The organism is Thermodesulfobacteriota bacterium, from assembly GCA_040755095.1.
Lineage (GTDB): Bacteria > Desulfobacterota > Desulfobulbia > Desulfobulbales > JBFMBH01 > JBFMBH01.
The window spans coordinates 1-26,320 of sequence record JBFMBH010000012.1 but is presented as its reverse complement, the minus strand read 5'-3'; the positions used below and the strand labels follow the sequence as shown (position 1 = coordinate 26,320).

At 68.1% G+C, this 26,320-nt stretch carries 27 protein-coding genes; 26 read left to right on the top strand and 1 reads right to left on the bottom strand.

Annotated features, from left to right (window positions below):
- Positions 1-111: 111 nt before the first annotated feature.
- Positions 112-2,136, top strand: a complete 2,025-nt coding sequence (locus tag AB1634_03770; protein MEW6218637.1) for an HDOD domain-containing protein — start codon at positions 112-114, stop codon at positions 2,134-2,136.
- Here AB1634_03770 and AB1634_03765 read toward each other — a convergent pair.
- Positions 2,133-3,986: a SpoIIE family protein phosphatase gene (locus AB1634_03765; GenBank protein MEW6218636.1), complete on the bottom strand. Its 1,854-nt coding sequence runs from the start codon at positions 3,984-3,986 to the stop codon at positions 2,133-2,135. The genes AB1634_03770 and AB1634_03765 overlap by 4 nt on opposite strands.
- A gap of 217 nt (positions 3,987-4,203) precedes the next feature.
- Here AB1634_03765 and AB1634_03760 point away from each other — a divergent pair, with 217 nt between their 5' ends.
- From AB1634_03760 to AB1634_03640, 25 genes are all read left to right on the top strand, one after another.
- A complete protein-coding gene (locus AB1634_03760; protein ID MEW6218635.1) occupies positions 4,204-4,995 on the top strand; it encodes an ABC transporter permease in 792 nt (263 codons plus the stop codon).
- Complete coding sequence (locus AB1634_03755; protein ID MEW6218634.1) at positions 4,992-5,762, top strand: ATP-binding cassette domain-containing protein; 771 nt, start codon at positions 4,992-4,994, stop codon at positions 5,760-5,762. Before AB1634_03760 ends, AB1634_03755 begins: the two co-directional genes overlap by 4 nt.
- Entirely contained in the window at positions 5,759-6,205 is a 447-nt protein-coding gene (gene mlaD / locus AB1634_03750; GenBank protein MEW6218633.1) for an outer membrane lipid asymmetry maintenance protein MlaD, read from the top strand. Before AB1634_03755 ends, mlaD begins: the two co-directional genes overlap by 4 nt.
- 30 nt (positions 6,206-6,235) lie before the next feature.
- Entirely contained in the window at positions 6,236-6,850 is a 615-nt protein-coding gene (locus AB1634_03745) for an ABC transporter substrate-binding protein (GenBank protein ID MEW6218632.1), read from the top strand.
- Between the two features lie 3 nt (positions 6,851-6,853).
- The gene (locus AB1634_03740) at positions 6,854-7,327 is read left to right on the top strand and encodes a cyclic nucleotide-binding domain-containing protein (protein ID MEW6218631.1); all 474 of its coding nucleotides are present in this window, start codon (positions 6,854-6,856) and stop codon (positions 7,325-7,327) included.
- Between the two features lie 46 nt (positions 7,328-7,373).
- Positions 7,374-8,117 carry a hypothetical protein gene (locus AB1634_03735; GenBank protein MEW6218630.1) on the top strand — a complete coding sequence of 248 codons (744 nt, stop codon included), beginning with the start codon at positions 7,374-7,376 and terminating at the stop codon, positions 8,115-8,117.
- A gap of 93 nt (positions 8,118-8,210) precedes the next feature.
- Positions 8,211-8,741 (top strand): DUF177 domain-containing protein, encoded by a 531-nt coding sequence (locus tag AB1634_03730; protein MEW6218629.1) that lies wholly within the window; start codon positions 8,211-8,213, stop codon positions 8,739-8,741.
- 127 nt (positions 8,742-8,868) lie between these two features.
- Positions 8,869-9,057 (top strand): 50S ribosomal protein L32, encoded by a 189-nt coding sequence (gene rpmF, locus AB1634_03725; protein ID MEW6218628.1) that lies wholly within the window; start codon positions 8,869-8,871, stop codon positions 9,055-9,057.
- 12 nt (positions 9,058-9,069) lie between these two features.
- A complete protein-coding gene (plsX, locus tag AB1634_03720; GenBank protein ID MEW6218627.1) occupies positions 9,070-10,116 on the top strand; it encodes a phosphate acyltransferase PlsX in 1,047 nt (348 codons plus the stop codon).
- Positions 10,113-11,090: a beta-ketoacyl-ACP synthase III gene (locus tag AB1634_03715; GenBank protein MEW6218626.1), complete on the top strand. Its 978-nt coding sequence runs from the start codon at positions 10,113-10,115 to the stop codon at positions 11,088-11,090. Before plsX ends, AB1634_03715 begins: the two co-directional genes overlap by 4 nt.
- Before the next feature lie 70 nt (positions 11,091-11,160).
- Positions 11,161-12,312, top strand: coding sequence for an acyl-CoA dehydrogenase family protein (locus AB1634_03710; protein MEW6218625.1), 1,152 nt, complete (start codon positions 11,161-11,163; stop codon positions 12,310-12,312).
- A gap of 152 nt (positions 12,313-12,464) precedes the next feature.
- Positions 12,465-13,244, top strand: a complete 780-nt coding sequence (locus AB1634_03705; protein ID MEW6218624.1) for an electron transfer flavoprotein subunit beta/FixA family protein — start codon at positions 12,465-12,467, stop codon at positions 13,242-13,244.
- Positions 13,245-13,291: 47 nt separating this feature from the next.
- Complete coding sequence (locus AB1634_03700) at positions 13,292-14,488, top strand: electron transfer flavoprotein subunit alpha (GenBank protein MEW6218623.1); 1,197 nt, start codon at positions 13,292-13,294, stop codon at positions 14,486-14,488.
- On the top strand, positions 14,485-15,231 hold the full coding sequence (gene fabG / locus AB1634_03695; GenBank protein ID MEW6218622.1) for a 3-oxoacyl-[acyl-carrier-protein] reductase: 747 nt from the start codon (positions 14,485-14,487) through the stop codon (positions 15,229-15,231). The genes AB1634_03700 and fabG overlap by 4 nt, the downstream gene beginning before the upstream one ends.
- Before the next feature lie 96 nt (positions 15,232-15,327).
- Positions 15,328-15,561: an acyl carrier protein gene (gene acpP / locus AB1634_03690; GenBank protein ID MEW6218621.1), complete on the top strand. Its 234-nt coding sequence runs from the start codon at positions 15,328-15,330 to the stop codon at positions 15,559-15,561.
- Positions 15,562-15,663: 102 nt separating this feature from the next.
- The gene (fabF, locus tag AB1634_03685) at positions 15,664-16,911 is read left to right on the top strand and encodes a beta-ketoacyl-ACP synthase II (GenBank protein MEW6218620.1); all 1,248 of its coding nucleotides are present in this window, start codon (positions 15,664-15,666) and stop codon (positions 16,909-16,911) included.
- A complete protein-coding gene (gene rpiB, locus AB1634_03680) occupies positions 16,908-17,333 on the top strand; it encodes a ribose 5-phosphate isomerase B (protein MEW6218619.1) in 426 nt (141 codons plus the stop codon). Before fabF ends, rpiB begins: the two co-directional genes overlap by 4 nt.
- A gap of 107 nt (positions 17,334-17,440) precedes the next feature.
- The gene (gene glyA / locus AB1634_03675) at positions 17,441-18,697 is read left to right on the top strand and encodes a serine hydroxymethyltransferase (GenBank protein ID MEW6218618.1); all 1,257 of its coding nucleotides are present in this window, start codon (positions 17,441-17,443) and stop codon (positions 18,695-18,697) included.
- Positions 18,690-19,172 carry a cytidine/deoxycytidylate deaminase family protein gene (locus tag AB1634_03670; protein ID MEW6218617.1) on the top strand — a complete coding sequence of 161 codons (483 nt, stop codon included), beginning with the start codon at positions 18,690-18,692 and terminating at the stop codon, positions 19,170-19,172. Before glyA ends, AB1634_03670 begins: the two co-directional genes overlap by 8 nt.
- Positions 19,169-19,651, top strand: coding sequence for a transcriptional regulator NrdR (gene nrdR, locus AB1634_03665; GenBank protein MEW6218616.1), 483 nt, complete (start codon positions 19,169-19,171; stop codon positions 19,649-19,651). The genes AB1634_03670 and nrdR overlap by 4 nt, the downstream gene beginning before the upstream one ends.
- Positions 19,638-20,756, top strand: a complete 1,119-nt coding sequence (gene ribD / locus AB1634_03660; protein ID MEW6218615.1) for a bifunctional diaminohydroxyphosphoribosylaminopyrimidine deaminase/5-amino-6-(5-phosphoribosylamino)uracil reductase RibD — start codon at positions 19,638-19,640, stop codon at positions 20,754-20,756. Before nrdR ends, ribD begins: the two co-directional genes overlap by 14 nt.
- A 158-nt stretch (positions 20,757-20,914) precedes the next feature.
- Positions 20,915-21,568 carry a riboflavin synthase gene (locus AB1634_03655; protein ID MEW6218614.1) on the top strand — a complete coding sequence of 218 codons (654 nt, stop codon included), beginning with the start codon at positions 20,915-20,917 and terminating at the stop codon, positions 21,566-21,568.
- Positions 21,569-21,629: 61 nt separating this feature from the next.
- Positions 21,630-22,868: a bifunctional 3,4-dihydroxy-2-butanone-4-phosphate synthase/GTP cyclohydrolase II gene (locus AB1634_03650; protein ID MEW6218613.1), complete on the top strand. Its 1,239-nt coding sequence runs from the start codon at positions 21,630-21,632 to the stop codon at positions 22,866-22,868.
- Positions 22,869-23,092: 224 nt separating this feature from the next.
- The gene (locus AB1634_03645) at positions 23,093-25,231 is read left to right on the top strand and encodes an AAA family ATPase (protein ID MEW6218612.1); all 2,139 of its coding nucleotides are present in this window, start codon (positions 23,093-23,095) and stop codon (positions 25,229-25,231) included.
- On the top strand, positions 25,224-26,320 hold a 1,097-nt coding region (locus AB1634_03640; protein ID MEW6218611.1), incomplete at its 3' end, for a hypothetical protein. The genes AB1634_03645 and AB1634_03640, both read left to right, overlap by 8 nt.

The window sequence follows — 26,320 nt, the reverse complement described above, 5'->3', positions numbered from 1 at the left end:
CCCGCGATCCGGGCCGGAATGGCGTGGCGATCTGAAAACTTGTTGCACGCAAGCTCGAAAATAAGATTCGTCCTTGAGGCAGGCGCGAGGCGATTCACAGGGGGAGACGGTATGGAGGCCTTGATGCTGGATCCGGCGACCCTGGAGACGGTCCTGGAGCGGGCTGGGGTGGGGGAGCTGCCGACCCTGCCGGTGGTGGCGGCCAAGCTCCTCAACCTCACCCGCAGCGAGCGAACCGCGGTGGGGGATCTGGTGAAGGTGGTGGAGACCGACCCGGTCATCTCGGCCAAGGTGCTGCGCATCGTCAACTCCGCCGCCTATGCCCTGCCGCAGCGCATCGGCTCCCTCCATCAGGCGGTGATGCTCCTGGGCTTTTCCGCCATGCAGGCCTTGGCCCTGGAGGTGGTGATCTTCGAGGGCCTGGTCAAAGGCGGCCGCCGGTCCCGCTTCGACCGCGTCTTTTTCTGGCAGCACTGTCTGGCGGTGGCCTCCCTGGCGGGCGGGTTGGCCGAGGCCTGCGGCCATCCCCATCCGGAAGAGGTCTATGTGGCCGGCCTGCTCCACGATCTCGGCAAGCTGATTCTGGACGCCCGCGGTCGCATCCGCTACCGGGAGGTGGTGGATGGCCGCGGCCAGTCCGAGATCCCCATGGTGGAGGAGGAGCGGCAGCTGGTGGGCCTGGGCCATGACGACCTGGGCGGCCATTTCTGCGCCCAGTGGGGCCTGCCGGAGCGGGTGGGGCTGGCGGTGAAATGGCACCACCGGCGTTTCGCCGGGCTGCGCTTGGCGGCCCACGATGCCCTCCTGGTGGCCGCTGTTTCCCTCGCCAACTACCTGGCCTGGATCCAGGGGGTGGGCTCGGTGCGCCTGCGGCGGCATCCGATCCTGCAGCCGGAGGTGGAGGAGATCATCGACCTGGAGCGCCTGGACCTGCGGGCGCTTCTGGCGCGCATGGACCGGGACGTCCAGGGGGTGGCGGCCTTCTACGGCCTGCAGTTTCCGGCCCCCGAGCAGTTCCGGGAGCACCTTTTGTGGGCCAACATCCGCCTGGGGCGGGTGAGCAGCCGCTACTATTTCCTGAAGGAGGACGCCCGGGAGCAGCTGTCCGCCTGTCTGCGCCTGCGGCAGAGCCTGACCCGGCCGCACCACAGCCTGGAGGCCGGGGAGATCGTGGCCAGCACCCTGGAGGCGGTACGCCAGGACTTCGGCTTCGACCGGGTTTGCCTGCTGCGGGTCGACCCGGACAGCCGCAGCCTGGTGGTGGTGGACGCCCGGGACAGCCGCGGCCAGGCCGGCGGTCTGGTGGGCATCGGCATCGGCCTGCCGGCGGACGCCGGCGGCTTCCTGGAATGTCTGCGCCGCAAGGAGCCGGCGATCATCTCCGGCCGCACCGGCCACGAGGCCACGGTCCTGGCCCAGATGCGGGTGGCGGCCCTGGGCCTGGTGCCCTTCGGCATCGGCACCCCATCCGCCGCTGTGATTGGGGTCGATCATGCGGTCAGTCGCCGGCCCCTGGACATGGAGGCCCTCCGCTCCCTGGCCATCGTCGCCCACGAGCTGGGAGTAGCCTTGGAAAACGCCCGCCGCTTCGAGGAGCTGAAGACCCGGGCCAACCTGGACGGCCTCACCGGGGTGGCCAACCGGGCTGCCCTGGGCGAGGCCCTGGCCGTCGCCTGCCGGGGAGGACGGGATCTGCGGCCGTTCAGCATTGCCATGCTGGATGTGGATCATTTCAAGAGGTTCAACGACCGCTTCGGCCACCAGGCCGGTGACCGGGTCCTGGAGCTGGTGGCAAGCGCCTTGAAATCCGGCTCCCGGCCCAGCGATCTGGTGGGCCGCTACGGGGGCGAGGAGTTTCTGGTGCTGCTGGCCGGAGCGGACACGGCGGAGGCGGTGGGCTGTGCCGAGCGACTGCGCGCCGAGATCGAGGAGCTGGGCCGGCTTTTGGCCCGGCGCTTCACCGGCCACGCCCTGACCGTGAGCATCGGCGTCGCCACCACCATCCCCGGGGAGGAGGAGCCCGCCAACCTCGTGGAGCGGGCCGACCGCGCCCTGTACATGGCCAAGGCGGCCGGTCGCAACCGGGTGGTGTGCGCCCAGGCCGGCGGCTCGGCCGCCGCCCTCATGGCCGGCTAGGGGGCGGGGGCCGGATCAGGAGGGCGGGGACCGAGCCGCGCCACCACCAGGGTGGCATCGTCCTGGAACGGGCGGGAGCCGTGGAAGGCTACCAGGGCCGCCATCACCGCACCGACGATCCGGGCTGCCGGCTCGGCATGGTGCTGCCGGATCAGGTCCTGCAAACGTTCCTTGCCGAAGGCCTCGCCGGCCGGATTGGTGGCCTCCCACACCCCGTCGGTGCCCACCACCAGGAGCTGCCCGGGCCGCCACGGCCGGAAGCTGCCTTCGCTGGCGGTCCAGTCCGGCCGCACCCCCAGGGCCAGCCCTTCCCCCCGCAGCTCCTCGAAGCGATCCGTCACCGGGTCATAGATGGAAGCGGGCTCGTGGCCGGCCCGCACCCAGAGGATCTCGGCGGTTTCCGGGCAGAAGCTGGCCACAAACAGGGTCATGAAGGTGCCGCTCGGCTCGGTGTCCAGGCAAAGCAGGCGGTTGACGGCATCGACCAGCACGCCGGGTCGATCGCTGCTCACCGCCCGGGCGCGGATCAGGGCCCGGGCCGTGGTCATGAGCAGGGCCGCGGCGATGCCGTGGCCGGTGACATCCCCCACGGCGATGGTGGCCCGGGGGCCGAAGGGCCCGGCCAGGGCCAGGAAGTCGTAGTAGTCCCCACCGGTCTGCTCGCAGTAGAGGCTGCGGCCGGCAACATCGAGGCCATCGCAGGCCAGGCAGCGCTCCGGCAGGAGGCTCTGTTGCACCTCCATGGCCAGATCCATGCCCGCCTTCAGGCGCAACCTCTCGGCCAGCTGCACCGCCATGGTATTGAAGCGGCCCACCAGCTCCGCCACCTCGTCGTGCCCAGTCGTGGCCAGGGGTGGCCCGAACTGACCCTGGGCGATGCCCGCAGCCGCCTGGGCCACGGCGCGGATGGCCGCGGCCGGCCGTGCGGTGGCCAGACGGATGACGGCGACGATCACCAGGATGGTGGCCAGCCCGGCCAGGCCGAAGTACAGGCGGAAGCCGATGATGGGCGCCAGCACCGTCCGGCCAGGGGCAAACACCACCAGGGTCCAGGGGGCCTCCTGCAGCCGGTGGAAGGCGCTCACCTCCTCCGGCGGGTGGCCGGCCCCGGCCACGGTGCCCGAGGCCTCCTCCTGCAGGGCCTTGAGGACCGTCTCTTCCAGAGGGTCGCCCGTCTCGGCCAGGGCGCTCCGGCCCGGGCCTTCCGTGCAGGTGAGGATCCTGCCGCCGGTATCCACCAGAAAGGCCCGGCTGTGCTGCCACCAGCCGGAGCTGACCACGGCCTCCATCAGGTGGTCGAAGCGGACCAGCACCTCCAGCCGGCCGCGGCCTTCCCCGTTCTGATCCACCAGCTCGGCGACCACCCCCACGGTTTCGTGCTGCGACACGTCGTCGATGGCCGGGGAACCGACCACCTGTCCGTGGCGGTGGGGGGTGAATTGCACGGCGAGATCCTGGCGGCGCACCGCGGGCACCGGGCAGGCGGCCAGGCTCTCGGCATCGGCGCTGGCAGCATCCGGCGTCGGGCCCGGGCACCAGGTCAGGTGCACCGCGGCCACCCCCGGCAGGCTGCGCAGCTGGCCCAGAATGGCCTCCTGCACCGGCCGGCTTTGGGGCCGGCTGGCGGCTCCTTCGAAAAGGGTGATGAGGTCCTTGACCCGGGCCAGGCGCATATCCACCTGATGGGTGGACCGTTCCAGATGCAGGACGGTGGCCTCCCGCCACTGGTCCAGGAGGACATCGCGGGCGTAGAAGAAGGTGCCAAAGCCGGCGGCGGCGAGGATGGCCGCCACCGGCAGGAGGACGTAGAGGGCCAGTCGCTGTTGCAGGGTGTGAGGGACAAGGGGCATGGGGCCGGCCTGGGCAAGAAGGGGGACGGATCGAGGCCTACCGCCGATTGTAGCAGCCGGCGCCGGATCGGACAACCGCCGTGGCTGCTGGCGGGACAGCGTGAGGGGAGCACCAGCTGGCAGAAGCGGAACAAACCCTTGACAGCGCCAAGCCCCAGCCGGTATTAGTTACCCCTTGCGCGTCGGCATCCGGGACCGTCGGCGGGGGGAAGGGGGCATGCTCGTCGATCTCATCGCCCGACTGGGCAACAATTCCATCTACCATGTCCGCGATCTGGGGCGGATGGGGATCTTCCTCTTCTCCTCGGTGCTGGGCGTCTTCCGGCGGCCTTTCAAGCTGCGGCCGATCCTCAACGAGATCAGGATCATCGGCGTCAAGTCCGTACCGGTGATCGTCTTTACGGCCGCCTTCACCGGCCTGGTTCTGGGCCTGCAAGGCTATTACACCCTGCGCAAGTTCGGCTCCGAAGGCATGCTGGGCTCGGCGGTGGCCTTGAGCCTCATCCGGGAGCTGGGGCCGGTGCTCACCGCCCTCATGGTCACCGGCCGGGCCGGGTCAGCCATGTGCGCCGAGATGGGCATCCTGCGCATCTCCGAGCAGATCGATGCCCTGGAGTGCATGTCCATCGATCCCTTCCGCTTTCTGGTGGCACCCAAGCTCATCGCCACCCTGGTCTCGGTGCCGATCCTGGCCCTGTTCTTCGACGTGGTGGGCATCGGGGGCGGCTACGTGGCCGGGGTGCTCCTCTTCGGGGTGAACAGCGGCGCCTTCCTGGCTGGCATGGAGCACTCGGTGGTCAACGAGGACATCAACATGGGCCTGGTGAAGTCGGTGGTCTTCGCCCTGCTCATCGTCTGGATCTGCACCGGCCGCGGCTACTTCGTGCACGCCATCCGGCGGGCTGGCTACGGCGCGCAGAGCGTCAGCATGGTCACCACCCAGGCGGTGGTGATGAGCTCCATCTTCGTTCTGGTCTGGGATTATCTCCTGACCGCCATCCTGTTATGAGCGAGCCGATCATCCGCCTTGTCGGGGTCACCAAGCGGTTCGGCGAGCAGGTGGTCCTGGACCGGGTGGACCTGGACATCCCGGCCGGCAAGACGACGGTGATCGCTGGCGGCAGTGGCCAGGGCAAGAGCGTCACTCTGAAGCTGATCCTGGGCCTCCTGAAGCCGGACGCCGGCCAGATCCTGGTGGATGGCCAGGATATCGGCCGCCTGGGCCGGCGGCAGCTGGCCACCGTCCGCATGCTCTTCGGGGTGCTGTTCCAGGGCGGCGCCCTGTTCGACTCCATGACCGTCTACGACAACGTCGCCCTGCCCCTGCGGGAGAGGACGCGGCTGCCAGAGGAGGAGATCCGGAGCCGGGTCATGGAGACCCTCAAGGTTTTGGATCTCGCCGGCCACGAGCACAAGTTTCCGGCGCAGCTCTCCGGCGGCATGCGAAAAAGGGTGGGGTTGTGCCGGGCCTTGCAGTTGCAGCCGCGGATCATGCTGTTCGACGAGCCCACCACCGGCCTCGATCCCCGCACCTCCCGGGAGATCTACCAGCTCTTCTACCGCACGCAGCTGCAATACGGCTACACCTCGGTGATCGTCAGCCACGACATCCCCAAGGTCTTCACCCTGGCGGACCGGATCGTGGTCCTCAACCGCGGGGTGATCCAGACCTTCGATTCGCCGGAGGCCATCCAGACGAGCCAGGTGCCGGAGATCAAACAGTTTGTGGCCACCACCATGGGCCACGTCTATTCCAGTCGGGAGGTGGAGGGATGAAGCGCTTCGGCGTCGACTTCCTGGTGGGGCTGTTCCTGCTGGCCGGTTTTGCGGCCTTTGCCTATCTGTCCATCTCTCTTGGCGAGTTTTCTCCCTTGAGCCTGCAGCGCACCTATCCGGTGACCGCGGATTTTGCCTCGGTGTCCGGACTCAAGGTGGGGGCGGAGGTGGAGATGGCCGGGGTGCCCATCGGCCGGGTGTCGGCCATCGTACTGGGCGAGCGGGATCAGGCCCGGGTGACCATGCTCATCGACAACGGGGTGCAGATCACCGCGGATGCCATCGCCTCCATCAAGACCCAGGGCATCATCGGCGACAAGTACATCCGTATCGCCCAGGGCGGCGCACCGGAGCTGGTGGCAGCAGGGGGACTGATCACCGAGACCGAGTCGGCGGTGGACCTGGAGGAGCTCATCAGCAAATACGTGTTCGGCAAGGTCTGAGGGGGAGCTCTCATGAACAGGACGGCGAGGATGAGGCGGCACACCCTGGGGGTCGCCATACTGGTGCTGGTAGCCCTGGGCCTGGCCTGCCGGGGCTGGGCCACGGTGAGCACCCCAACCGCCCAGGTGCGTGCCTCGGTGGATCAGGTGCTGGGGCTGCTCACCGCGCCGGAGCTGGCTGCACCCGAGCAGCGGGAGACCCGCCGGGACCGGATCATGGCGGTGGTGCAGTCCCGCTTCGATTTCCGGGACATGGCCCAGCGGGCCCTGGCCCGGCATTGGCGGGACCGGTCGCCGGCCGAGCAGGACCATTTCGTGGATCTGTTCGGCCGGCTGCTGAAATCCTCGTACGTGGGCAAGATCGAGGCCTACACCGACCAGACGATCGTCTATGAGCAGGAGACGATGACCGGGGAGAAGGCGGTGGTGGAGAGCGCCATCCTCAACAAAGGGATCAAAATCCCTCTCCATTACCGTTTGAAGCTGGCTGGCGACCAGTGGCTGGTCTACGACGTGGTCATCGAAGGGGTCAGCCTGGTGAGCAACTACCGCAGCCAGTTCGCCCAGATCCTGGAGCGGGAGAGCTTTGCCGAGCTGGTCCGCCGTCTGGAGGAAAGGGTGCGCCAGGTGGGGGAGGCGGACTGAGCCATGGCCGAGGCAAGCGGCGACGTCTGCCAGCGGCTGGCGGCCGAGGAACTGGCCCAGGTTTTCCGCTTCCTCTCCCCGGAAGAGGCGGTGGCTCTGTGCGCCTTTCTCGACTACCGGCAGTATCCCGCGGGCAGCATCGTCATCCGGGAGCACGACCCTGGCGACTTCATGGCCTTCCTGGTCCGGGGCCGCCTGGAGGCGCGCAAGGAGACGAGCTTTCCCGGCAAGTTCATGACCGTGGCCGTGTTCGACCCTGGGACCATGGTGGGGGAGATGGCGGTGATTCACGAGCAGCAGCGCTCGGCAACGGTGGTGGCCCGGGATGATGCGGTCTGTCTGGTCCTGGGGCGCGAGGCCATGGACGAGCTGCTGGTGCTCCACCCGGCCCTGGGCATCAAGATCCTGAAGCGGATGCTTTATGTGCTGAGCCTGCGGCTCAAGGAGGCAGACGAGCGCCTGTCCTGGCTGCTGTGACCGCACGGGCAACGGGGGGACGGCCAGTTGCCGGGCACAGCAGCCGTTGCTCCTTCCCGCCATGGGTCTCCTGCTGGCGGCAGCAGGCGTGATCGGGGTCTTGAAGATGAACGTGGTGGGTGGACATGCCGGCCGGCGCTCCAGCGGTCTGTGGGTCGATCCCAGCCCCTGCGGGGCACAGGTCGACGAGACCCGGGAGGAGCTACCCCGGACGACGCCGGTGATCGAGCCGCCTGTCGGGCCTGGCTCGCCGTCCCTTGCCCCGCCGGCCGCGGACCGGGCAGCGCCCCGCTGGTGGCGCCTTCTGCGGCAGTGTCTCCTGGCCGCGCTCCTGGTGCTGGTCTCCTTTGTCTGGTGGGGGGGCCGCCACGGCATCGGACTGTCGGACCCCGGGGGGGGCTGCCTGCTGTCCAAAGGGCTCGCCACCGGCCTGGCCTTCGGCCTTGGCCTGGCCATCCTGCCGGCGGGCGGACTCTGGCTGTGGGCGCGCCTTCTGGCCCGCATGGGCATCCTGGTCTCCTCCTTTGTCCTCTTCTTCGTCTATCTCATCGGTTCGATCCTGCTGTATTCCCTGGTGGCGTCCTTGCCGGTGGAAAGGCTCTTGGATCTGGCGGGAGCTTCGTCATCGTCCCAGCCACTGGACGCCCCCCTCCTCAATCTGGCCATGCTCCTGGGTCTCATGGCGTGGCTGGCCGACCTGTTCGCCGTCTGGCGGCTGTGGGATCGCACATACAGCCGCATGGCCCGCCGGGTGGTGGGCGGCGCGAAAGCCCTTGACAACCCGTCCTGATCCTTTATAGTCAACGTTTCATTTTTTCGGCCCAGCCCGGCCGGAGCCGTTCTCCGGGACCAGGCGCAGGCCGAGCGGGAGCCGTGGGCCTTCGTGCGCATCCGCTTTGAAGACATCCCGGACCAGGGGTTGACGGTCAGCCTCGACGATCCGAGCTGGCTCCCCGGGGATGAGCTCACCGTCCAGGGGCCGATCCGGGCCCGGCTGCATCTGGAGCGCCGGGGAGAGCGGGTGCTGTGCGACCTGGAGCTGGTGCTCAGCCTGATCCTGGCCTGCGATCGCTGCCTGGGGCCGTTGGTGCTGCCGGTGGACGAGCGGGTGCAGCTGGTCCTGGAGGTCGCCGGTGCCCCGGAGCCGGATCTTGGCGGCGGGCCGGAGGAAGAGGAAGACACCGACACCGTGCTCCTGGAGGAGCCGGTGGTGGAGGTGGAGAGCTTGCTGCGGCAGCAGCTTTTTCTGGCTCTGCCCCAGAAGAGGCTGTGCGCCGACGACTGCCCCGGATTGTGCCCGGTCTGCGGGGCGAACCGCCGGCTGCAGGCCTGCCACTGCCGGCCGGAGATCGGCCGATCCCCCTTCGCGGCTCTGGCGACTCTCGCCAAGGGGAGTGGCCCTGGCAAGGATTGATGGCGAACGTGCCGCCGGCAGCGTGGCAGCACGTGGAGGCAACGAAGAGGCACGAGGCGCGGCCCTGGCGGGCCGCTTATTGATTGACGGTCAGGGAAGCCCCTGGCCGGCATCAGGAGAGATCATCATGGCGCTTCCCAAACGACGTCATTCCCACGCCCGGACCCATAAGCGCCGGGCTCATGACGCCCTCAATCCCACCACCATCGCCACCTGCCCCAAGTGCCAGGCGCCCAAGCTGCCGCATCGGCTTTGCGGCGGTTGCGGCTTCTACAAGGACCGGAGCGTCATCCGCATGGACGAGGTTGAGTCCTAGGGGAGCCAGCCCGTGCCGCGGATAGCCTTGGACGCTATGGGCGGCGATCGGGGACCGGTCGAGCTCGTTGCCGGGGCGGTTCAGGCGGCCCAGCTCTTCCACCTGGACGTGGTCCTGGTGGGTGACGAACCGGTGCTGCGAGCAGCCCTGGAGGCCATGTCCGGCGAGGGACCCGGTCTGTCCATCGTCCACGCCTCCCAGGTGGTGGCCATGGACGAGGCGCCCATCGAGGCGGTGAAGCGCAAGAAGGACTCGTCCATCGTCCGGGCCTGCGAGCTGGTCCGGCGGGGCGAGGCCGACGCCGTGGTCTCGGCCGGCAACTCCGGCGCCACCATGGCGGCCGCGGTCACCACCTTCGGCCGCCTGAAGGGCGTGGCCCGGCCGGGCATCGCCAGCATCTTCCCCACCCTCAAGGACCCGCTGGTCATGATGGACGTGGGGGCCAACGTCGATTGCCGGCCCCAGCATCTGTTCCAGTTCGGCCTGATGGCCGCCGCCTTTTCGGCCTGCGCCCTGGGCAGAGAGCGACCCCGGGTGGGGCTCTTGAGCATCGGCGAGGAGGGCGGCAAGGGCAATGCCCTGGTCAAGAAGGCCCACGACCTCTTCCAGAAGAGCAGCCTCAACTATGTGGGCAACGTGGAGGGCCGGGACACCTTTCTGGGCGACGTGGACGTCATCGTCTGTGACGGCTTTGTGGGCAATGTCTGCCTCAAGCTGTCCGAAGGGCTGGCCGAGGCCCTGGTGGCCATGCTGCGGCTGGAGCTGGAGCGGACCTTCCTGGCCAAGGTGGGCTACCTTCTGGCCAAGCGGGCCTTCAAGGCGTTCCGCCGCCGGGTGGACTACGCCGAATATGGGGGCGCGCCTCTTCTGGGGCTCAAAGGCACCGGGATCGTCTGCCACGGTCGATCCAACGCCAAGGCGATCATGAACGCGATCCGGATGGCGGGAGAAGGGGTGGAGCGGCACGTGAATGAGCATCTGCTGGAGCTCTTGGCCGCCGCCGCCCATCTGACCGCTGCGGAGGGTGCGGCGATGCCGCCGGGGGGGGACGGACGGTGAACCGGATGGTGATCGCCGGCACCGGCTCCTGTCTGCCCGCCACGGTTCTCAGCAACCGCGATCTGGAGCGGATGGTCGACACCTCGGACGAGTGGATCACCACCCGGACCGGCATCTCGACCAGACGGATTGCGGGGCAGGGAGACACCACCTCGCGGCTGGCGGTGGAAGCCGGCCAGCGGGCGCTGCTCATGGCGGGCTGGGGGCCGGACGATCTGGACATGATCGTGACCGCCACCATCACCCCGGACATGACCATGCCCTCGGCGGCGTGTCTGGTGCAGCAGGCTCTCGGCGCGGGACGCGCCTTTGCCTTTGACCTCAACGCCGCCTGTGCCGGGTTCGTTTACGCCCTGGCGGTGGCGGAGCGCTTTGTCCGCCAGCAGCCCCACCTGCGCGCGCTGGTGCTGGGCGCCGAGACCCTGTCCGGCCGGGTCAACTGGCAGGACCGGGGCACCTGTGTGCTTTTCGGCGATGGCGCCGGCGCCTGTGTGGTCACCGGCAGCGACAACGGCCACGGGCTTTTGGCGACGCGCCTCTACTCGGACGGCCGGCTGTGGAGCCTCCTGTCCATGCACGGCGCGCCCAGCCGCAACCCGGCCCTGGCCAGCCCGGACAACGACGGCTCCTATATCCGCATGCAGGGCCGGGAGGTGTTCCGCTACGCGGTCCGGGCCATGGAGCAGGCCGCGGTGGCAGTCCTGGCCGACGCCGGTCTTGATCTGGGCCAGATCGATCTGGTGATCCCCCACCAGGCCAATGTCCGCATCGTCGCCAGCCTGGCGGAGCGCCTCGGTTTGCCCCTGGAAAAGTTCTACTTAAACATCGACAAGTATGGTAATACTTCTGCCGCCAGCATCCCCATCGCCCTGGACGAGGCGGTGCGGGAAGGTCGGATCCGACGGGGCGATGCAGTGCTCCTCTGTGCGTTTGGCGGCGGTTTCACTTGGGGGGCGGCCGTTGTTCGCTGGTAGCGGTCCGTCTCCATGGGCAGCCACAGGATACCTCCGCTAAGACCAATCCCTAGGGCACAGGGTGAGCGCCGTGGACTATTTTCTTTCTGATGAGCAGCGGATGATCGTCGATCTGGCCCGCCAGATCGCCGACGACAAGATCATCCCCCAGCGAGCCGAGCTGGACGAGCGGGAGGAGTTCCCCGCCGAGATCCTGGCGGCCATGGCCCAGGCCGACCTTTTCGGGCTCTATATCCCTGAGCAGTACGGCGGCCTGGGCGGCGGCCCCTTCGAGGTGGTGCTCTGCCTGGAGCAGCTGGGCCGGGGCTGCGTGGCGGTGGCCACCAGCTACGCCGCCAGCGCCCTGGGCGCCTATCCCATCCTCCTGGCCGGCAGCGACGACCTCAAGGCCAGGTATCTGCCGGACGTGGCCAATGGCGCCCGGCGCTCCGCCTTCGCCCTCACCGAGGCCAATGCCGGCTCCGACGCCTCGGCCATCCAGACCACCGCCGTTCAGGACGGCGACTCCTGGGTCCTCAACGGCACCAAACAATGGATCACCAACGGCGGCGAGGCGGACATCTACACCGTGGTCGCCATCACCGATCGCAACAAAGGGCCGCGGGGCGCCTCCATGTTCGTGGTGGAGGCGTCTGATCCGGGCTTCTCCTGCGGCAAGAAAGAGAAGAAGATGGGCATCCGGGCCTCCTCCACCCGGGAGCTCATCATGAAGGACTGCCGGGTCCCCAGGGACCGGATGGTGGGGCGGCAAGGCTCGGGCTTCATCACCGTCATGAAGACCCTGGATCTTTCCCGGCCAGGCATCGCCGCTCTGGGGGTGGGCCTGGCCCAGGCCGCCCTGGACGAGGCGGTGAGCTACGCCAAGCAGCGGGTCCAGTTCGGCAAGCCCATCATCGCCTTCCAGGCCATGCAGCACATGCTGGCGGACATGGCGACCGAGCTGGAGGCGGCCCGGGCCCTGGTGTACGCCGCGGCCAAGCACATCAGCGCGCATCCCGAAAGCATGTCCAAGCCCTCCTCCATGTGCAAGGTCTTTGCCACCGACATGGCCATGAAGGTGACCACCGACGCGGTGCAGGTTCTGGGCGGCTACGGCTACATGCGGGAGTATCCGGTGGAAAAGATGATGCGGGATGCCAAGATCCTGCAGATCTACGAGGGCACCAACCAGATCCAGCGCAACGTCATCGGCCAGGAGCTCAACAAGGAGTACAGCCGGTAAGGACCAAGACGAAGATTGAATATCGAGCAGGGAATGTCCAACCGCAGAAGGGACCGGCCGCACTGACCTGAAACGGCAACGACCGGTCCCGTCAACCTTCGATATTCCTTGTTGGACATTCCACGGTTCGTCGGGCAGCAGAGCGACACCCCATGCGCATCATCGTCTGTATCAAGCAGGTTCCGGATACCAAAGACGTCCGGCTGGATCCCCAGACCAACACCATGGCCCGGGAAGGGGTGGCCAGCATCATGAACCCCTACGACCGGCACGCCCTGGAGGCTGGGGTGCGCCTCAGGGAGGCGGCCGGCGGCACGGTCACGGCCCTCAGCATGGGACCGCCGCAGGCCGAGGCTACCCTGCGGGAGGCCGTGGCCTGCGGTGCCGACGAGGCGGTTCTGGTCTCGGACCGCGCCTTTGCCGGCGCCGACACCTGGGCCACCACCTACACCCTGGCGGCGACTATTCGCCATCTGGGGGGGGCTGATGTGGTCCTGTGCGGCAAGCAGGCCATCGACGGCGATACCGCCCAGGTGGGGCCAGGCCTGGCCGAGCGGTTGGACATGCCTTTCGTCAGCTACGCCCGGCGGCTGGAGCTGGCAGAAGGCGGCCTGCGGCTGGAGCGGGTCATGGACGACGGCTACGACGAGGTGCTGGCGCCTCTGCCCTGCCTGGTCACCGTGGTCCGGGAGATCAACGAGCCGCGCCTGCCATCCCTGAAGGGCAAGATGCGGGCCGCCAAGCTGGCCATCCCCCGGCTTGCGGCCGCGGATCTCGGTGCTGATCCGGCGAGCTGCGGCCTGGCCGGCAGCTTCACCCAGGTGGTGCGGGTCTTCGCCCCCAGCCGCCAGCGCCAGGCCCGCATGCTGGACGGCTCGCCGCAAGAGCAGGTGGCAGCCCTGGTAGCCTGCCTGCGCTCCTCCATCGGCTGAGCCCGCGGGGCCGGTGGTTCAAGCCTTCTTCTCGGGAAACGCTCCCCATGCTGGTCATCGATCACGAACGCTGCATCGGCTGTGGGCTCTGCCAGGAGACCTGCTCCTTTGGCGCCATCACCCTGCACGACAGCCGGCCCCAGGTCTCGGACGCCTGCACCCTGTGCGGCGCCTGCGTCGAGGCCTGCGAGGCCGGCGCCCTGGCCATTGTCCGGGATCAGCCCGCCCCGGTCGCTGATCTTGCTGCCTGGTCCGGGGTGCTGGTCTTTGCCGAGCACCGCCAGGGCCGCACCGCGCCGGTAGCCTTCGAGCTCCTGGGCGCCGGCCGCCGGCTGGCCGACCAGCGGCGGGCGCCCCTGGCCGCGGTGCTCCTGGGCCACCGGCTGGACGGCGTGCCGGAGGAGCTGGTCGCCCAGGGCGCCGATACGGTGTACGTGGTGGACGACCCGGCCCTGGCCGCGTTCACCGACGATGCCTACGGCAATGTGCTGGCGGATCTGGTCCGGGACGTGCGGCCGGAGATCGTGCTCGCCGGTGCCACGGCGGTGGGGCGCTCGGTCATTCCTCGGGTGGCCACCATGCTGGGCACCGGGCTTACCGCCGACTGCACCGAGCTTGCGATCCGGCCGGAGGACGGGGCGCTCCTCCAGACCCGTCCCGCCTTTGGCGGCAACATCATGGCCACCATTGTCTGTCCCCACACCCGGCCGCAGATGGCCACGGTCCGGCCCAAGGTGATGCGGCCGCTGCCCCGGGATCCGGCCAGGACCGGCGCCATCGTCCCGGTGCGGCCGGCGCCCGCGCGCCTGGCCTCGCGCATTCAGGTTGTACGCTCGGTGGCCACCGCCGGCGACACCGCCCGTCTGACCGAGGCGGACGTGGTGGTGGCTGGCGGCCGCGGCCTGGAGGACACCCGGGGCTTCGCCCTGCTGTCCGAGCTGGCCCAGCTTCTGGGCGGGGCGGTGGGCGCCTCCCGGGCCGCGGTGGACAGCGGCTGGATCCCCCACTGCCACCAGGTCGGCCAGACCGGCAAGACCGTGGCCCCCAAGCTCTACATCGCCTGCGGCATCTCCGGCGCCATCCAGCATTTGGTGGGCATGCAGTCGGCTGAGACCATCATCGCCATCAACCGGGATCCGCACGCGCCGATTTTCGATGTCGCCCATTACGGGGTGGTGGGGGATCTTTTTGCCATTCTGCCCCGACTGGTGGATGCCCTGAAGGCGGAGGAGGAGCGCTCATGAGCCTTGCTGGCAAGGTGGCCCTGGTTACGGGCGGCAGCCGCGGCATCGGCCGGGCCATTGCCATGGAACTGGCCCGCCGGGGAGCCCTGGTGGCGATCAACTTCGTCAGCCGGCCGGAGGCCGCCCAGGAGACCGAGGCGGCGATCGTCGCGGCCGGCGGCCGGGCACTCCTGGCCCCCTTCGATGTCGCGGCCGGCGAGGCCTGCGCGGCGGGCATCAAGGAGGTGCTCGCCGAGGCTGGCCGGCTGGACATCCTGGTGTCCAACGCCGGCATCACCCGGGATGGCCTGCTGGCAACCATGAAGGAGGCGGACTGGGACGCGGTGCTGGCCACCAACCTCAAGGGCGCCTTCCATTGTATGAAGGCGGTGTGCCGGCCGATGATCAAGCAGCGCGGCGGCCGGATCATCGCCGTCAGCTCGGTGATCGGCGCCACCGGCAACGCCGGCCAAGCCAACTACGCCGCTGCCAAGGCCGGCCTCCTGGGGCTCACCCGCTCCCTGGCCCGGGAGCTGGCCGGCCGGGGGGTGACCGTCAATGCCGTCGCCCCCGGCTATATCGATACCGAGATGACCGCCGTTTTGCCCCAGACGGCCAAAGACAAGATTCTGGCCGAGATCCCCATGGCGAGGATGGGATCTCCGGCGGATGTCGCCGCAGCCGTGGCCTTCCTGGCCTCCGGCGAGGCCGGCTACATCACCGGCCAGGTGATCCACGTCAACGGCGGCCTGTTCATGGGCTAAGAGCCCTGGACCGGCGGCAGCGCGGCGTGGTGCCGGGCGCCAGGCCGGGTCGGGGACTGTCTCAGAGGAAGGAGCCAAGAGGAGGAAGAAGAACCTATGTCCGTGGAAGAGAAGGTGACCAACATCATTGTCGAGCAGCTCAGTGTGGACCGGTCCAAGGTCCAGCCGGAGGCATCCTTTGTGGACGATCTCGGCGCCGATTCCCTGGACCTCGTGGAGCTGATCATGGCCATGGAAGAGGCCTTTGACGTGGAGATTCCCGATGAGAAGGCGGAGAAGATCCGCACCGTCAAGGATGCCATCGAGCATATCAAGGCGGAAACCGCCTGAGAGTCCCGCCGGGCAGGGGGGCATCGGTGGGAGGCCGCGTGACCTGGGCGGCGGTGGCTGCTGGCGCGGCTGCCGGCGCCCAGCCGTTTTGAGGAGGAAGCCTTGCGACGACGCGTAGTGGTTACCGGTCTTGGGCTGGTCACCCCTCTGGGAACCGGGGTGGACAAGACGTGGCAGGCCTTGTGCCGGGGGGAGAGCGGCCTCGGTCCCATCACCCGCTTTGATGCCAGTGGCTTCGAGGTGCGGATCGCCGCCGAGGTCAAGGATTTCGATCCCGAGGCCTTTATCGACAAGAAGCTGGCCCGCCACCTCGATCCTTTCATCCAATACGCCATGGCCGCGGCGAGCATGGCGGTGAGTGACGCCCGGCTGGCCATCACCCCGGAGAACGCCACCCGGGTGGGGGTGATCACCGGCTGCGGCCTGGGCGGGCTGTCCACCATCGAGAAGTACCATCTGGTGATCCTGGACAAGGGGCCGAAGCGGATGACGCCCTTTTTCATTCCCATGGTCATCCCCAACATGTCCGCCGGCCAGATCTCCATCGCCTCAGGGGCCAAGGGCCCGAACCTGGCGGTGAGCACGGCCTGCGCCGCCGGCACCCATGCGGTGGGCGAGGCGTTTCGCCAGATCCGCGAGGGGATCTGCGACGCCGCCATCACCGGCGGCTCGGAGTCGGTGATCTGCCCGCTCACCCTGTCCGGCTTTGGCGCCATGAAGGCCCTGTCCCGCCGCAACGACGAGCCGACCCTGGCCTCCCGGCCCTTCGACCGGGATCGGGACGGCTTCGTGGTGGCAGAAGGCGCCGGCATGCTGATCCTGGAATCCCTGGAGCACGCCCAGGCCCGGGGGGCGACCATCTACGCCGAAATGGCCGGCTACGGCCTTACGGGCGACGCCTTCCACATGGCGGCCCCGCCGGAGGACGGCGAGGGGGCCGCCCGCTCCATGCAGATGGCCCTGGACGATGCCGGCCTCGGCCCGGCGGACATCGACTACATCAACGCCCATGGCACCTCGACGCCCCTGAACGACATCTGCGAGACCCGGGCGATCAAGACCGTGTTCGGGGCCGAGGCGTACCGGCTGGCGGTGAGCTCCACCAAGTCCATGACCGGTCATATGCTGGGGGGCGCCGGCGGCATCGAGTCGGTGTTCACCGCCCTGGCTCTCTACCACCAGAAGGCGCCGCCCACCATCAACCTGGTGCACCCGGATCCGGAATGCGATCTGGACTATGTGCCCAACCAGGCGCGGGAGATGGCCATGCGGGCGGCGATGTCCAACTCCTTCGGCTTTGGCGGCACCAATGCGGTGGTGATCCTGAGGCGCTTCGAGGCGGGGTCGTGAGGATTGCCATCGGCTCGGACCACGGCGGTGTGGACCTCAAGTGCCGCCTTTTGGCGGTGCTGGCCGAGCTCGGCCACGAGATCCTTGATCAGGGCTGCGATTCGTCGGCCTCCGTGGACTACCCCCACTTCGCCCAGGCGGTCTGCGCCCTGGTGCGGGATGGCCAGGCCGACCGGGGGGTGCTGGTCTGCGGCACCGGTATCGGCATGTCCATGGCGGCCAACCGCTTCGATGGCATCCGGGCGGCGCTGTGCCACGAGCTGTTCACCGCCCGGATGAGCCGGGAGCACAACGACGCCAATGTCTTGTGTCTGGGCGGCCGGGTGGTGGGGCCGGGCCTGGCCGAGGAGATGCTCAAGGTCTGGCTGGCCACCGAGTTTGCCGGCGGCCGGCATCTGCGGCGGATCCGGATGTTTGACTGAGCTGTTTTGCCTGGCTGCGGCCGCGGGCGGGACCCGCGCGCCGCGGCCAAGGATGGACTGGTCGGACGCGTCCGGCGTGTCGGATCTGTCCCCATGGAGGGACCAACGTGTCGTTTCTCAAGGATACCGATCCCGAGATCTACCGGGCCATCCAGTGCGAGCTGGAGCGCCAGTCCTTTCAGCTGGAGCTCATCGCCTCGGAGAACATCGTCAGCGAGGCGGTGCTGGAGGCCCAGGGCAGCATCTTCACCAACAAGTACGCAGAGGGCTACCCGGCCAAGCGCTACTACGGCGGCTGCGACTACGCCGACCAGGTGGAGTCCCTGGCCATGGAGCGCGCCCGCACCCTGTTCGGTGCCGAGTACGCCAATGTCCAGCCCCACTCCGGCAGCCAGGCCAATATGGCGGTCTACATGGCCACCCTCCACCCCGGCGACACCATCCTGGGCATGAGCCTGGCCCACGGCGGTCACCTGACCCACGGGGCCCATGCCAACTTCTCCGGCCGGCTGTACAAGGTGGTCTCGTACGGGGTGGATCGCAGCACCGAGCGCATCGACTTCGACGAGGTGGAGCGGCTGGCCAAGGCGCACCGGCCAAAGATGATCGTCGCCGGCGCCAGCGCCTACCCCCGGATCATCGATTTCGCTGCCTTCCGCCGCATCGCCGACGAGGTGGAGGCCCTGTTCATGGTGGACATGGCCCATATTGCCGGTCTGGTGGCCGCCGGCGTCCATCCGTCGCCGGTGCCCCACGCCGATTTCGTCACCAGCACCACCCACAAGACCCTGCGCGGCCCCCGGGGCGGGCTGATTCTGGCCCGGGAGAAGTATGGCCGTCTCATCAACAGTCAGATCTTCCCCGGCATCCAGGGCGGGCCGCTGGTGCATGTCATCGCCGCCAAGGCCGTAAGCCTCAAGGAGGCCATGGGGGAGCGGTTCCAGCAGGATCAGATCCGGGTGGTGGCCAATGCCCAGGCCCTGGCTGCGGGGCTTACGGCCCAAGGCTTCCGTATCGTCTCGGGCGGCACCGACAACCACCTTCTCCTGGTGGACCTGACCGGCAAGGGCCTCACCGGCCGGGAGGCGGAGGGGGCCCTGGAGCAGGCCGGCCTTACCGTCAACAAGAACGCCATCCCCTTCGACACCCGCAGCCCGGTGGTGACCTCCGGCATCCGCATCGGTACGGCAGCGGTCACCAGCCGCGGCCTCGGTGTGCCGGAGATGGGCCGGATCGTGGAGTGGATCGACCAGGCCCTGGCCAGCCGCAACGATCCGGAGGCCTTGGGCCGGATCCGCCTCGCGGTCCGGGAGCTGTGCGCGCGCTTCCCCATCTATCCGTCTCTTTCCCGCAGCGATGAGTGATTCTCCTCCGGGCCGGCCCCCACGCCCCTCCTGGGACGAATACTTCCTGGCCATCGCCGAGCTGGTGGCCCAGCGCTCCACCTGTCTGCGCCGGCAGGTGGGGGCGGTGCTGGTCCGGGAGAAGCGGATCCTGACCACCGGCTACAACGGCGCCCCCACCCGGATCGCCCACTGCCTGGACGTGGGCTGTCTGCGGGCGGACCGCGGCGTGCCCTCCGGCGAGCGCCACGAGCTGTGCCGGGGCCTGCACGCCGAGCAGAACGCCCTCATCCAGGCCGCCCTGTACGGCACGCCGGTCGACGGCGCCAGCCTCTACTGCACCAATCTGCCCTGCGCCATCTGCACCAAGATGCTGATCAATGCCCGCCTGACCGGCATCTATTACCGGGATGGCTATCCGGACGAGCTGGGCTCCAGCCTCCTGGCCGAGGCCGGCATTCCCCTGGTGCATCTGCCGGGCAAGGGGGCGATATGAAGTGTCCCTACTGCGGTCATTTCGAGAACCGGGTGGTGGATTCCCGCCTCAACAAGGAGTACACCATCACCCGCCGCCGCCGGCTCTGCGAGGGCTGCAACCGCCGCTTCACCACCTACGAGCGGCTGGAGATGCTCCTGCCCATGGTGGTCAAAAAGGACGGCCGCCGGGAGGCCTATGACCGCCACAAGGTGGTGGAGGGCATGAAGAAGGCCTGCGAGAAGCGGCCGGTGTCGGTCACCGCCATCGAGGAGTTCGCGGACGATCTGGAGCGGGAGCTGCAGGATTCGGGGGAGCGGGAGATCCCCTCCGGCTGGATCGGCGAGCGGGTGGTGGACGGCCTGAGGCGCATGGACGACGTGGCCTATGTGCGCTTTGCCTCCGTCTACCGGCAGTTCAAGGACATCAACGAGTTCATGGAAGAGCTCAAGAACGTTCTGGCCAGCCGGGAGGCCGAGCGGGGTCATGGCGAGGCCTGAGGCCGCTGACGCCGCCTTCATGCGCCTGGCCCTGGCCGAGGCCAGAAAGGGCCTGGGTCGCACCGCCCCCAACCCGGCGGTGGGGGCGGTGGTGGTGGCGGGCGGCCAGGTGGTGGGCCGGGGCTTCCACCGGCGGGCCGGCACCCCCCATGCCGAGGTGCACGCCCTGGCGGCGGCCGGTGCACGGGCCCGGGGCGCGACCCTTTATGTCACCCTGGAGCCGTGCCACCATACCGGCCGCACTCCGCCCTGCACCGGCGCGGTGCTGGCGGCCGGCATCCGGCGGCTGGTGGTGGGCGCCCAGGATCCCAACCCCACGGTGATTGGCGGCGGGGCCGCCTTTCTCGCCAAACAGGGCATCGAGGTGGTGTCCGGGGTCCTGGCCGGGCCCTGCCAGGAGCTCATCGCGCCCTTTGCCAAGCACGTGGCAACCGGCCTGCCCTGGGTGGTGCTCAAGGCCGGCATGACCCTGGACGGCCGCATCGCCACGGCCTGCGGCCACAGCCAGTGGATTACCGGCGAGCGCGCCCGGCGCGAGGTGCACCGGCTGCGGGATCGCCTGGACGCCGTGCTGGTGGGCATCGGCACTGCCCTGGCCGACGACCCCCAGCTCACCTGCCGGCTGCCCCGGGGCCGGGATCCGCTACGGGTGGTGCTGGACAGCCAGGCCCGGCTGCCGGCCACCTGCCGCATGCTCACCCAGGGATCCGCCGCCGCCACCTGGCTGTTCTGCGGCCCGGAGGCCCCGGAGGAGCGGCGGGTCGCCCTGGCGCAGGCCGGCTGCCGGGTGGTGACCGTGCCCCGGACCGCCGGCGGCGGGCTGGATCTGGCATCGGTGCTCGGGGAGCTGGGCCGGGCCGGCATCACCTCGCTCCTGGTGGAAGGGGGCAGCCGGGTGCACGGCGCCTTTCTGGCGGCGGGTCTCGCGGACCGCTGCCTGTTCTTCGTGGCCCCCCGCTTGCTGGGCGGCGATGGCCTGCCGGTGGTGGCGGGTTTCGCTGCCCGGCGGGTGGAGGACGGCTTGGCGCTGCGGGATGTGACCATCCGGCACTGCGGGGCGGACTTCCTGGTCTCCGGAACACCGGTCAGGAGCAGGCAACCGTGAAAAACCAGGGGCGGCAGGGTGTGGCGCCCGGCCCCCACCCCGGCCCTCCCCCGCTGGGGGAGGGAGTCGAAGTTCGTGCGGCACAGGGGCAAAACTCTCCTCCCCCCAGCGGGGGGAGGTTGGGAGGGGGGCTGACTGGCTCCCCCAGGGGGCAGCTGATGTTCACCGGCATCATCCAGGGCCAGGGCCGGCTGCGGGAGCGGCGGCCCCAGGGCCAGGGCATGGTCTTTGTGCTGGAGGCGGATTTCGATCTGGCGGATCCCCAGGAAGGGGAGAGCATTGCCGTGAACGGCGTCTGTCTCACCGCCCGGGATATCCGCGGCCGCCGCTTTGCGGTGGATGTCTCGCCGGAGACCCTTTCCCGCACCAACCTGGGGGCAGTAGCCGCCGGCGCCGCGGTCAATCTGGAGCGCGCCCTGCGCCTGGCGGACCGGCTGGGGGGGCATCTGGTGAGCGGCCACGTGGACGCGGTGGCCCAGGTTCTGGAGCGAAAGCCCCTGGGCGATTTCGTCCTCTTCTCCTTCAGTCTGCCGGAGGCCCAGGCCCGCTATGTCATCGAAAAGGGCTCCATCGCGGTGGACGGCATCAGCCTCACCGTGAATGCCTGCGACGAGCGGTCCTTTGCCGTCTCCATCATTCCCCACACCCTGAAGATCACCACCCTGGGGGACAGACAGCCCGGGGATACCGTCAACCTCGAGGTGGACATCATCGGCAAGTATGTGGAAAGGCTCCTGGGACCGCTGGCCGGGACCAGGAAGGCGGGCGGCATCGACCCGGCCTTCCTGGCCGAGCACGGCTTCTGGCGCTGAGCCGACCGCTGGTGTTCTTTCCCCCGCAACCAAAGCCAGACAACTCGCGAAGGAGCCCGCCATGCCGGTGAGCAGGATTGAGGATGTCATCGAGGACATCCGGTCCGGCAAGATGATCATCCTGGTGGACGATGAGGACCGGGAGAACGAAGGCGACCTGTGCATGGCCGCCCAGATGGTCACCCCCGAGGCCATCAACTTCATGGCCCGGTACGGCCGTGGCCTCATCTGCCTGACCATGACCCCGGAGCACATCGAGCGGCTGCGGCTGCCGATGATGGTGCGGGACAACCAGTCGCCTTACGGCACCGCGTTCACGGTCAGCATCGAGGCCCGCACCGGGGTCACCACCGGCATCTCCGCCGCCGACCGGGCCCGGACCATCCAGGTGGCGGTGCGGGAGGACGTGCGGCCTGACGATCTGGTGAGCCCGGGCCATGTCTTTCCCCTGCGGGCCCGCCGGGGCGGGGTGCTGGTGCGCACCGGCCAGACGGAAGGCTCGGTGGATCTGGCCCGCCTGGCGGGCTTGCGGCCCGCCGGCGTGATCTGCGAGATCATGAAGGAGGACGGCACCATGGCCCGCATGCCGGACCTGGAGGCCTTTGCCGCCACCCATGACCTCAGGATCGCCACCATCGCCGATCTGGTGGCCTACCGGCTCCGGAACGAAAGCTTCGTGCACCGCGCCGCCGAGACCAGGCTGCCCAGCCGCTACGGCGGCGAGTTCACGGCCGTGGTCTACACCAACGACGTGGACAACCTGGAGCACCTGGCCCTGGTGAAGGGCACCATCGCCCCCGAGGCAGAGGTCATGGTCCGGGTACACTCCGAGTGCCTGACCGGTGACGTCTTCGGCTCCCTGCGCTGTGATTGTGGCGCCCAGCTGCACGCCGCCATGGAGATGGTGGCCGACGAGGGCTGCGGGGTGATCCTCTACATGCACCAGGAGGGCCGGGGGATCGGTCTGGTCAACAAGCTCAAGGCCTATGCCCTCCAGGATCAGGGCCTGGACACCGTGGAGGCCAACGTGCAGCTGGGCTTCAAGCCCGACCTGCGGGACTACGGGGTGGGGGCGCAGATCCTCCGGGACCTGGGGGTGAAGAAGATGCGGCTCATCACCAACAATCCCAAGAAGATCGTCGGGCTGCAGGGCTACGGCCTGGAGGTGGTGGACCGCCTGCCCATCGAGATCGAGCCCCTGCCCGAGAACCTGCGCTACCTCCAGTGCAAGAAGGACAAGCTCGGCCACATGCTGGGCCTCATCCCGACCCGGATGCAGGACCCGGACGGCGGACCGTGACCCTGAGGCACATGGATCCCTGGTGGAATCCGGTCGTGGGGTGCTCTCCAAGGCTCGCCGCTGACGCTCCATCAGGAGCCGTGCCGTTGTGCCGCTCTTGCCCTTGCAAGAAATCGTCCTGCCGTCCGCCACCTCTTTGGGGAGGGTGAACCTCGTTGAGTTCGAGCGTTGGGCTGACCAGGGAAGAGGCTGATCGAGCCGAACAAGAGTGGGTTGCAAGAGACTTGCCCCTCAATCTGCTCCATGCCCTGCTGGCACTGGATCTTCACAGCCCGCGCCGTGCAGCGACAGACGTCGCCCGCCTGCTTGAAGAGGCACTGGACCAAAGACTGCCCCAGCGCACCACCACGGACAGCTGTGGAGATGCGGCCAAAGCGGCGCCAGTGGAAGACCGAGCTGGAATGCAGCTCGAAGCCATCGAACTGGCCAACTTTCTCCAGTTCAGGCAGGTGGTCGTCGATCTGCGGTCGGACAGCATTCGGCCAGTGATTCTCATTGAGGCGCCCAACGGCTACGGCAAGTCAGCGCTCGTCCGCGCTGTTCGCTTCGCGCTTGCAGGGGAAAGGGAGAGCGAGGACATCCCTTACTTCGTCCATGCCGACACGCCTGGCCGCCAGGCCGAAGTCAAGGTCGTCCTTCGATTTCGCTCGCAAGCGTATAGTCAGATTGAGATCCGCCGATTACAAAAATATCACCGGGTGGGGAATGGCTGGGCACGCTCGGGGGCGGATGACCTCGCCGTTCGAGTGGCTGATCGTCCGATGCATGGCCATGATGCCGCCCAGTGGCTCGAGGCCCTGTTTCCGAAACAGCTCTTGGACTACTTCGTCTTCGATGCGGAGAGCAGCGTGGTACAGAAGTTGTCCGGCCAAAAGGGTACAGAACTTCCGCCTATCCAGGACGTCGTGGAGACCGCGCTCGCCATTCGGCCGTTGCGCGACCTTGCGAAGTGGTGCGATGACTATTCGCGCAAGACAAGCAAGAAGGCTCGCCAACGACGGGACGAGGTGGAGAGGGAAGGGAGGCGTCGGCGGGATCTTGAAGAGACAGCGGAACGTCTGCGCCGCAAGGAAGCGGACGAACGGCAATCCATCATTGATATTGAGCGCGAGTTGAGCCAGGCGCAGAAGGAGGTCGACACCTACAGCGGCAAGGGGCAGCCGGAGCAGCGTCGACGCCGGGACAACCTTCTCCGCGAACTGGAACGTGCAAGAGAAAGGCAAAAACGGGCCGAGCAGGAGCGCCATGAGATTGTGACCGAGTTGCTGCCGCTTGCTCTGATCGGGCTTTCGATTCGGCCTACGCCCACGACCGCGCAAGTCAGCAAGTCGGCCGATTGGCGCCAAGGAACAAACGATACCATTACGGCGATCGCGAAGGCTGTTTCGGGAGCTGGCTTCCCATGGGTACGCCGGCCGCCTCCGCCATACGATGAGATCCTCGAAGCGTTGCGCGAAACCGTAGGAATTCCCGCAACCGAGGATCAAAACCGGGCCCGGCGGCAGGAGGAGCGTCTGGCGTCCCTACGACAGCCGGTAGAGGCCGCCGGCCGCAAGCTCCGCAGCCTCCTGCAGCAGGCGGATAGTGGAAACCGCTGGGCAGAGCGTGTGCGGGAGATCCAACAGGAAATCGATGACCTGGCGTACCCGGTCGCGGAGACGCCATGGATCGAACGGTATGCGGAGGCCTCACAACGCAAGAATGGCCTGGAGCAGAAGCTCCAAGCAGCGCGGGAAGAGCTCAAGCGCTCGGGCGGGGAGCTCGAGTCGGTGCGAGAGGCGTTGACAGCGGCAGGGCCGGGAGCCTCGACCGTGGTGAATGAGATCGACAACATCGAACAACGATCCCGGTTGGCCGACGCCGCCGGCCAGGGGCTGGGCGCCATTGCCGATCACATGCTTAAGGAGCGCGTGAGCAGGCTCGAAATCGAGGCTTCGCAAATGCTCATTCGCACCGCCCACAAACACGATGTTCTGGCCCGCCTGAAGGTCGATCGGCGCACCTATCGTTACGCCGTGGTCGACAAGAACGACAATCCTGCGCCTGCCGGTCGCTCCACTGGCGAGCGCAACCTTCTGGCCCTTTGCCTCGTCCATGCGATCCGAGAGGCCGCGGGCGCACGCTTGCCGATGGTCATCGAGGCGCCGTTACGCGTGCTTGATCCCGAGCACCGAGAAGCCGTCCTGCGCGAGATGCTGGCGAAGTGCACCGCCCAGATGGTGTTGCTCGTCACCCCAGAGGAAATCCCTGCCCACCCCAGCTACTCGATCCGCAACCAGGTGGCACAACGCCTGAAAATGATTCGTGGTGGCAGTGGCGAGCAGACGGACATCATAGACTGTCCGGAGGCTGTCCATGCCTGATCCGGTGTTCCGCATCCGTGGCAGTCGACTGGCGCAGACGTTGCGAGCTCAACTGGCCGTTGGTCTCGACATCGCTCCCGATGAATGTGACCGACTGGCTCTGGCTCTGGGCCTGGCTGCGGACCGCGGTGCCAGGGCCAACGACGACCACCCCCTTCGCCGTCTCGCCGCGAGCTGGGATCTCCATCTGTCGTATGAAAAGGCCTCGGACGACGATAGCCGGGGTGGCGAACATGATCTTAGCCACATTGATTTCCCGGGCATACGCTATCTCAGCACCGTCCTCACCGTCGACGGATCGGGAGAGGAGGCGCAAACACGGATGCGCCGGGCGCTCAACGCGGGCTATCGTCACTTGGGCACGCTCTACGACCGGATGCACCGAGACGCCCGTCGCCTGGTGCGCGAGCTTGGCGCGTGTCTGGTCTCTGCCATGGAAGGGGGCATTCAGGCTACGGACCTCCCGCCATCCGGTCCGGTTTCTGTGGAGCTTGGGCGTGATGCGACGACAGGAGAACCGGTCAAGTGGATTGTCAACCGTGAAGAGGGTCAGGATACTTCGGCCAGCCTGCGCATCGCGGGCGCACAAGGCAAGGGCAAAAGCCAGGGGCTGCTGGGGCTTCTGCACGCCATCGCCTCGGCCGCCCCTGCCACCGGGTTCATCCTCCTCGACTACAAGGGTGATCTGGCGAAAGGGCAGACAGGGGAGCCATTTCTCCGTTCCGTGGCTGGGCTCCGCGTCATTCGGCCACCCGAGCAGCCGCTGCCCATAAACCCATTCGATCTGCCCCGGGACGCGAATACGGACCTGGCCGCCGAGATCTTCTCGAGCACCCTCGCCACCTTTATCCCCCAGATGGGTGGGTGCCAGCAGGGGATCGTGGACAGGGCCCTGACCGAGGCATACCGCATGGCCCGTCAGGCGAACCGTGCGGGCCCGAGCCTTAAGGAAGCTCGGGACGCCGTGCGCCGGCAGTATCAAGAAGAAGGACGAGGAGATGACAGCGTGACTCGGGCCCTCGACCGACTCGCGGACAAGCCCATCTTCAGCCAGCGGTCCGAAATCGATGTGGCGGCTATCTTCCAGCA

Coding starts and splice junctions, on each gene's coding strand:
- AB1634_03760 (MEW6218635.1), top strand. CDS start 4,204: ATGCTCGTCGATCTCATCGCCCGACTGGGCAACAATTCCATCTACCAT.
- AB1634_03650 (MEW6218613.1), top strand. CDS start 21,630: ATGCCGGTGAGCAGGATTGAGGATGTCATCGAGGACATCCGGTCCGGC.
- AB1634_03740 (MEW6218631.1), top strand. CDS start 6,854: ATGGCCGAGGCAAGCGGCGACGTCTGCCAGCGGCTGGCGGCCGAGGAA.
- AB1634_03700 (MEW6218623.1), top strand. CDS start 13,292: ATGCTGGTCATCGATCACGAACGCTGCATCGGCTGTGGGCTCTGCCAG.
- AB1634_03765 (MEW6218636.1), bottom strand. CDS start 3,986: ATGCCCCTTGTCCCTCACACCCTGCAACAGCGACTGGCCCTCTACGTC.
- AB1634_03770 (MEW6218637.1), top strand. CDS start 112: ATGGAGGCCTTGATGCTGGATCCGGCGACCCTGGAGACGGTCCTGGAG.
- AB1634_03705 (MEW6218624.1), top strand. CDS start 12,465: ATGCGCATCATCGTCTGTATCAAGCAGGTTCCGGATACCAAAGACGTC.
- ribD (MEW6218615.1), top strand. CDS start 19,638: ATGGCGAGGCCTGAGGCCGCTGACGCCGCCTTCATGCGCCTGGCCCTG.
- nrdR (MEW6218616.1), top strand. CDS start 19,169: ATGAAGTGTCCCTACTGCGGTCATTTCGAGAACCGGGTGGTGGATTCC.
- AB1634_03745 (MEW6218632.1), top strand. CDS start 6,236: ATGAGGCGGCACACCCTGGGGGTCGCCATACTGGTGCTGGTAGCCCTG.
- AB1634_03755 (MEW6218634.1), top strand. CDS start 4,992: ATGAGCGAGCCGATCATCCGCCTTGTCGGGGTCACCAAGCGGTTCGGC.
- AB1634_03655 (MEW6218614.1), top strand. CDS start 20,915: ATGTTCACCGGCATCATCCAGGGCCAGGGCCGGCTGCGGGAGCGGCGG.
- mlaD (MEW6218633.1), top strand. CDS start 5,759: ATGAAGCGCTTCGGCGTCGACTTCCTGGTGGGGCTGTTCCTGCTGGCC.
- rpmF (MEW6218628.1), top strand. CDS start 8,869: ATGGCGCTTCCCAAACGACGTCATTCCCACGCCCGGACCCATAAGCGC.
- AB1634_03670 (MEW6218617.1), top strand. CDS start 18,690: ATGAGTGATTCTCCTCCGGGCCGGCCCCCACGCCCCTCCTGGGACGAA.
- acpP (MEW6218621.1), top strand. CDS start 15,328: ATGTCCGTGGAAGAGAAGGTGACCAACATCATTGTCGAGCAGCTCAGT.
- fabG (MEW6218622.1), top strand. CDS start 14,485: ATGAGCCTTGCTGGCAAGGTGGCCCTGGTTACGGGCGGCAGCCGCGGC.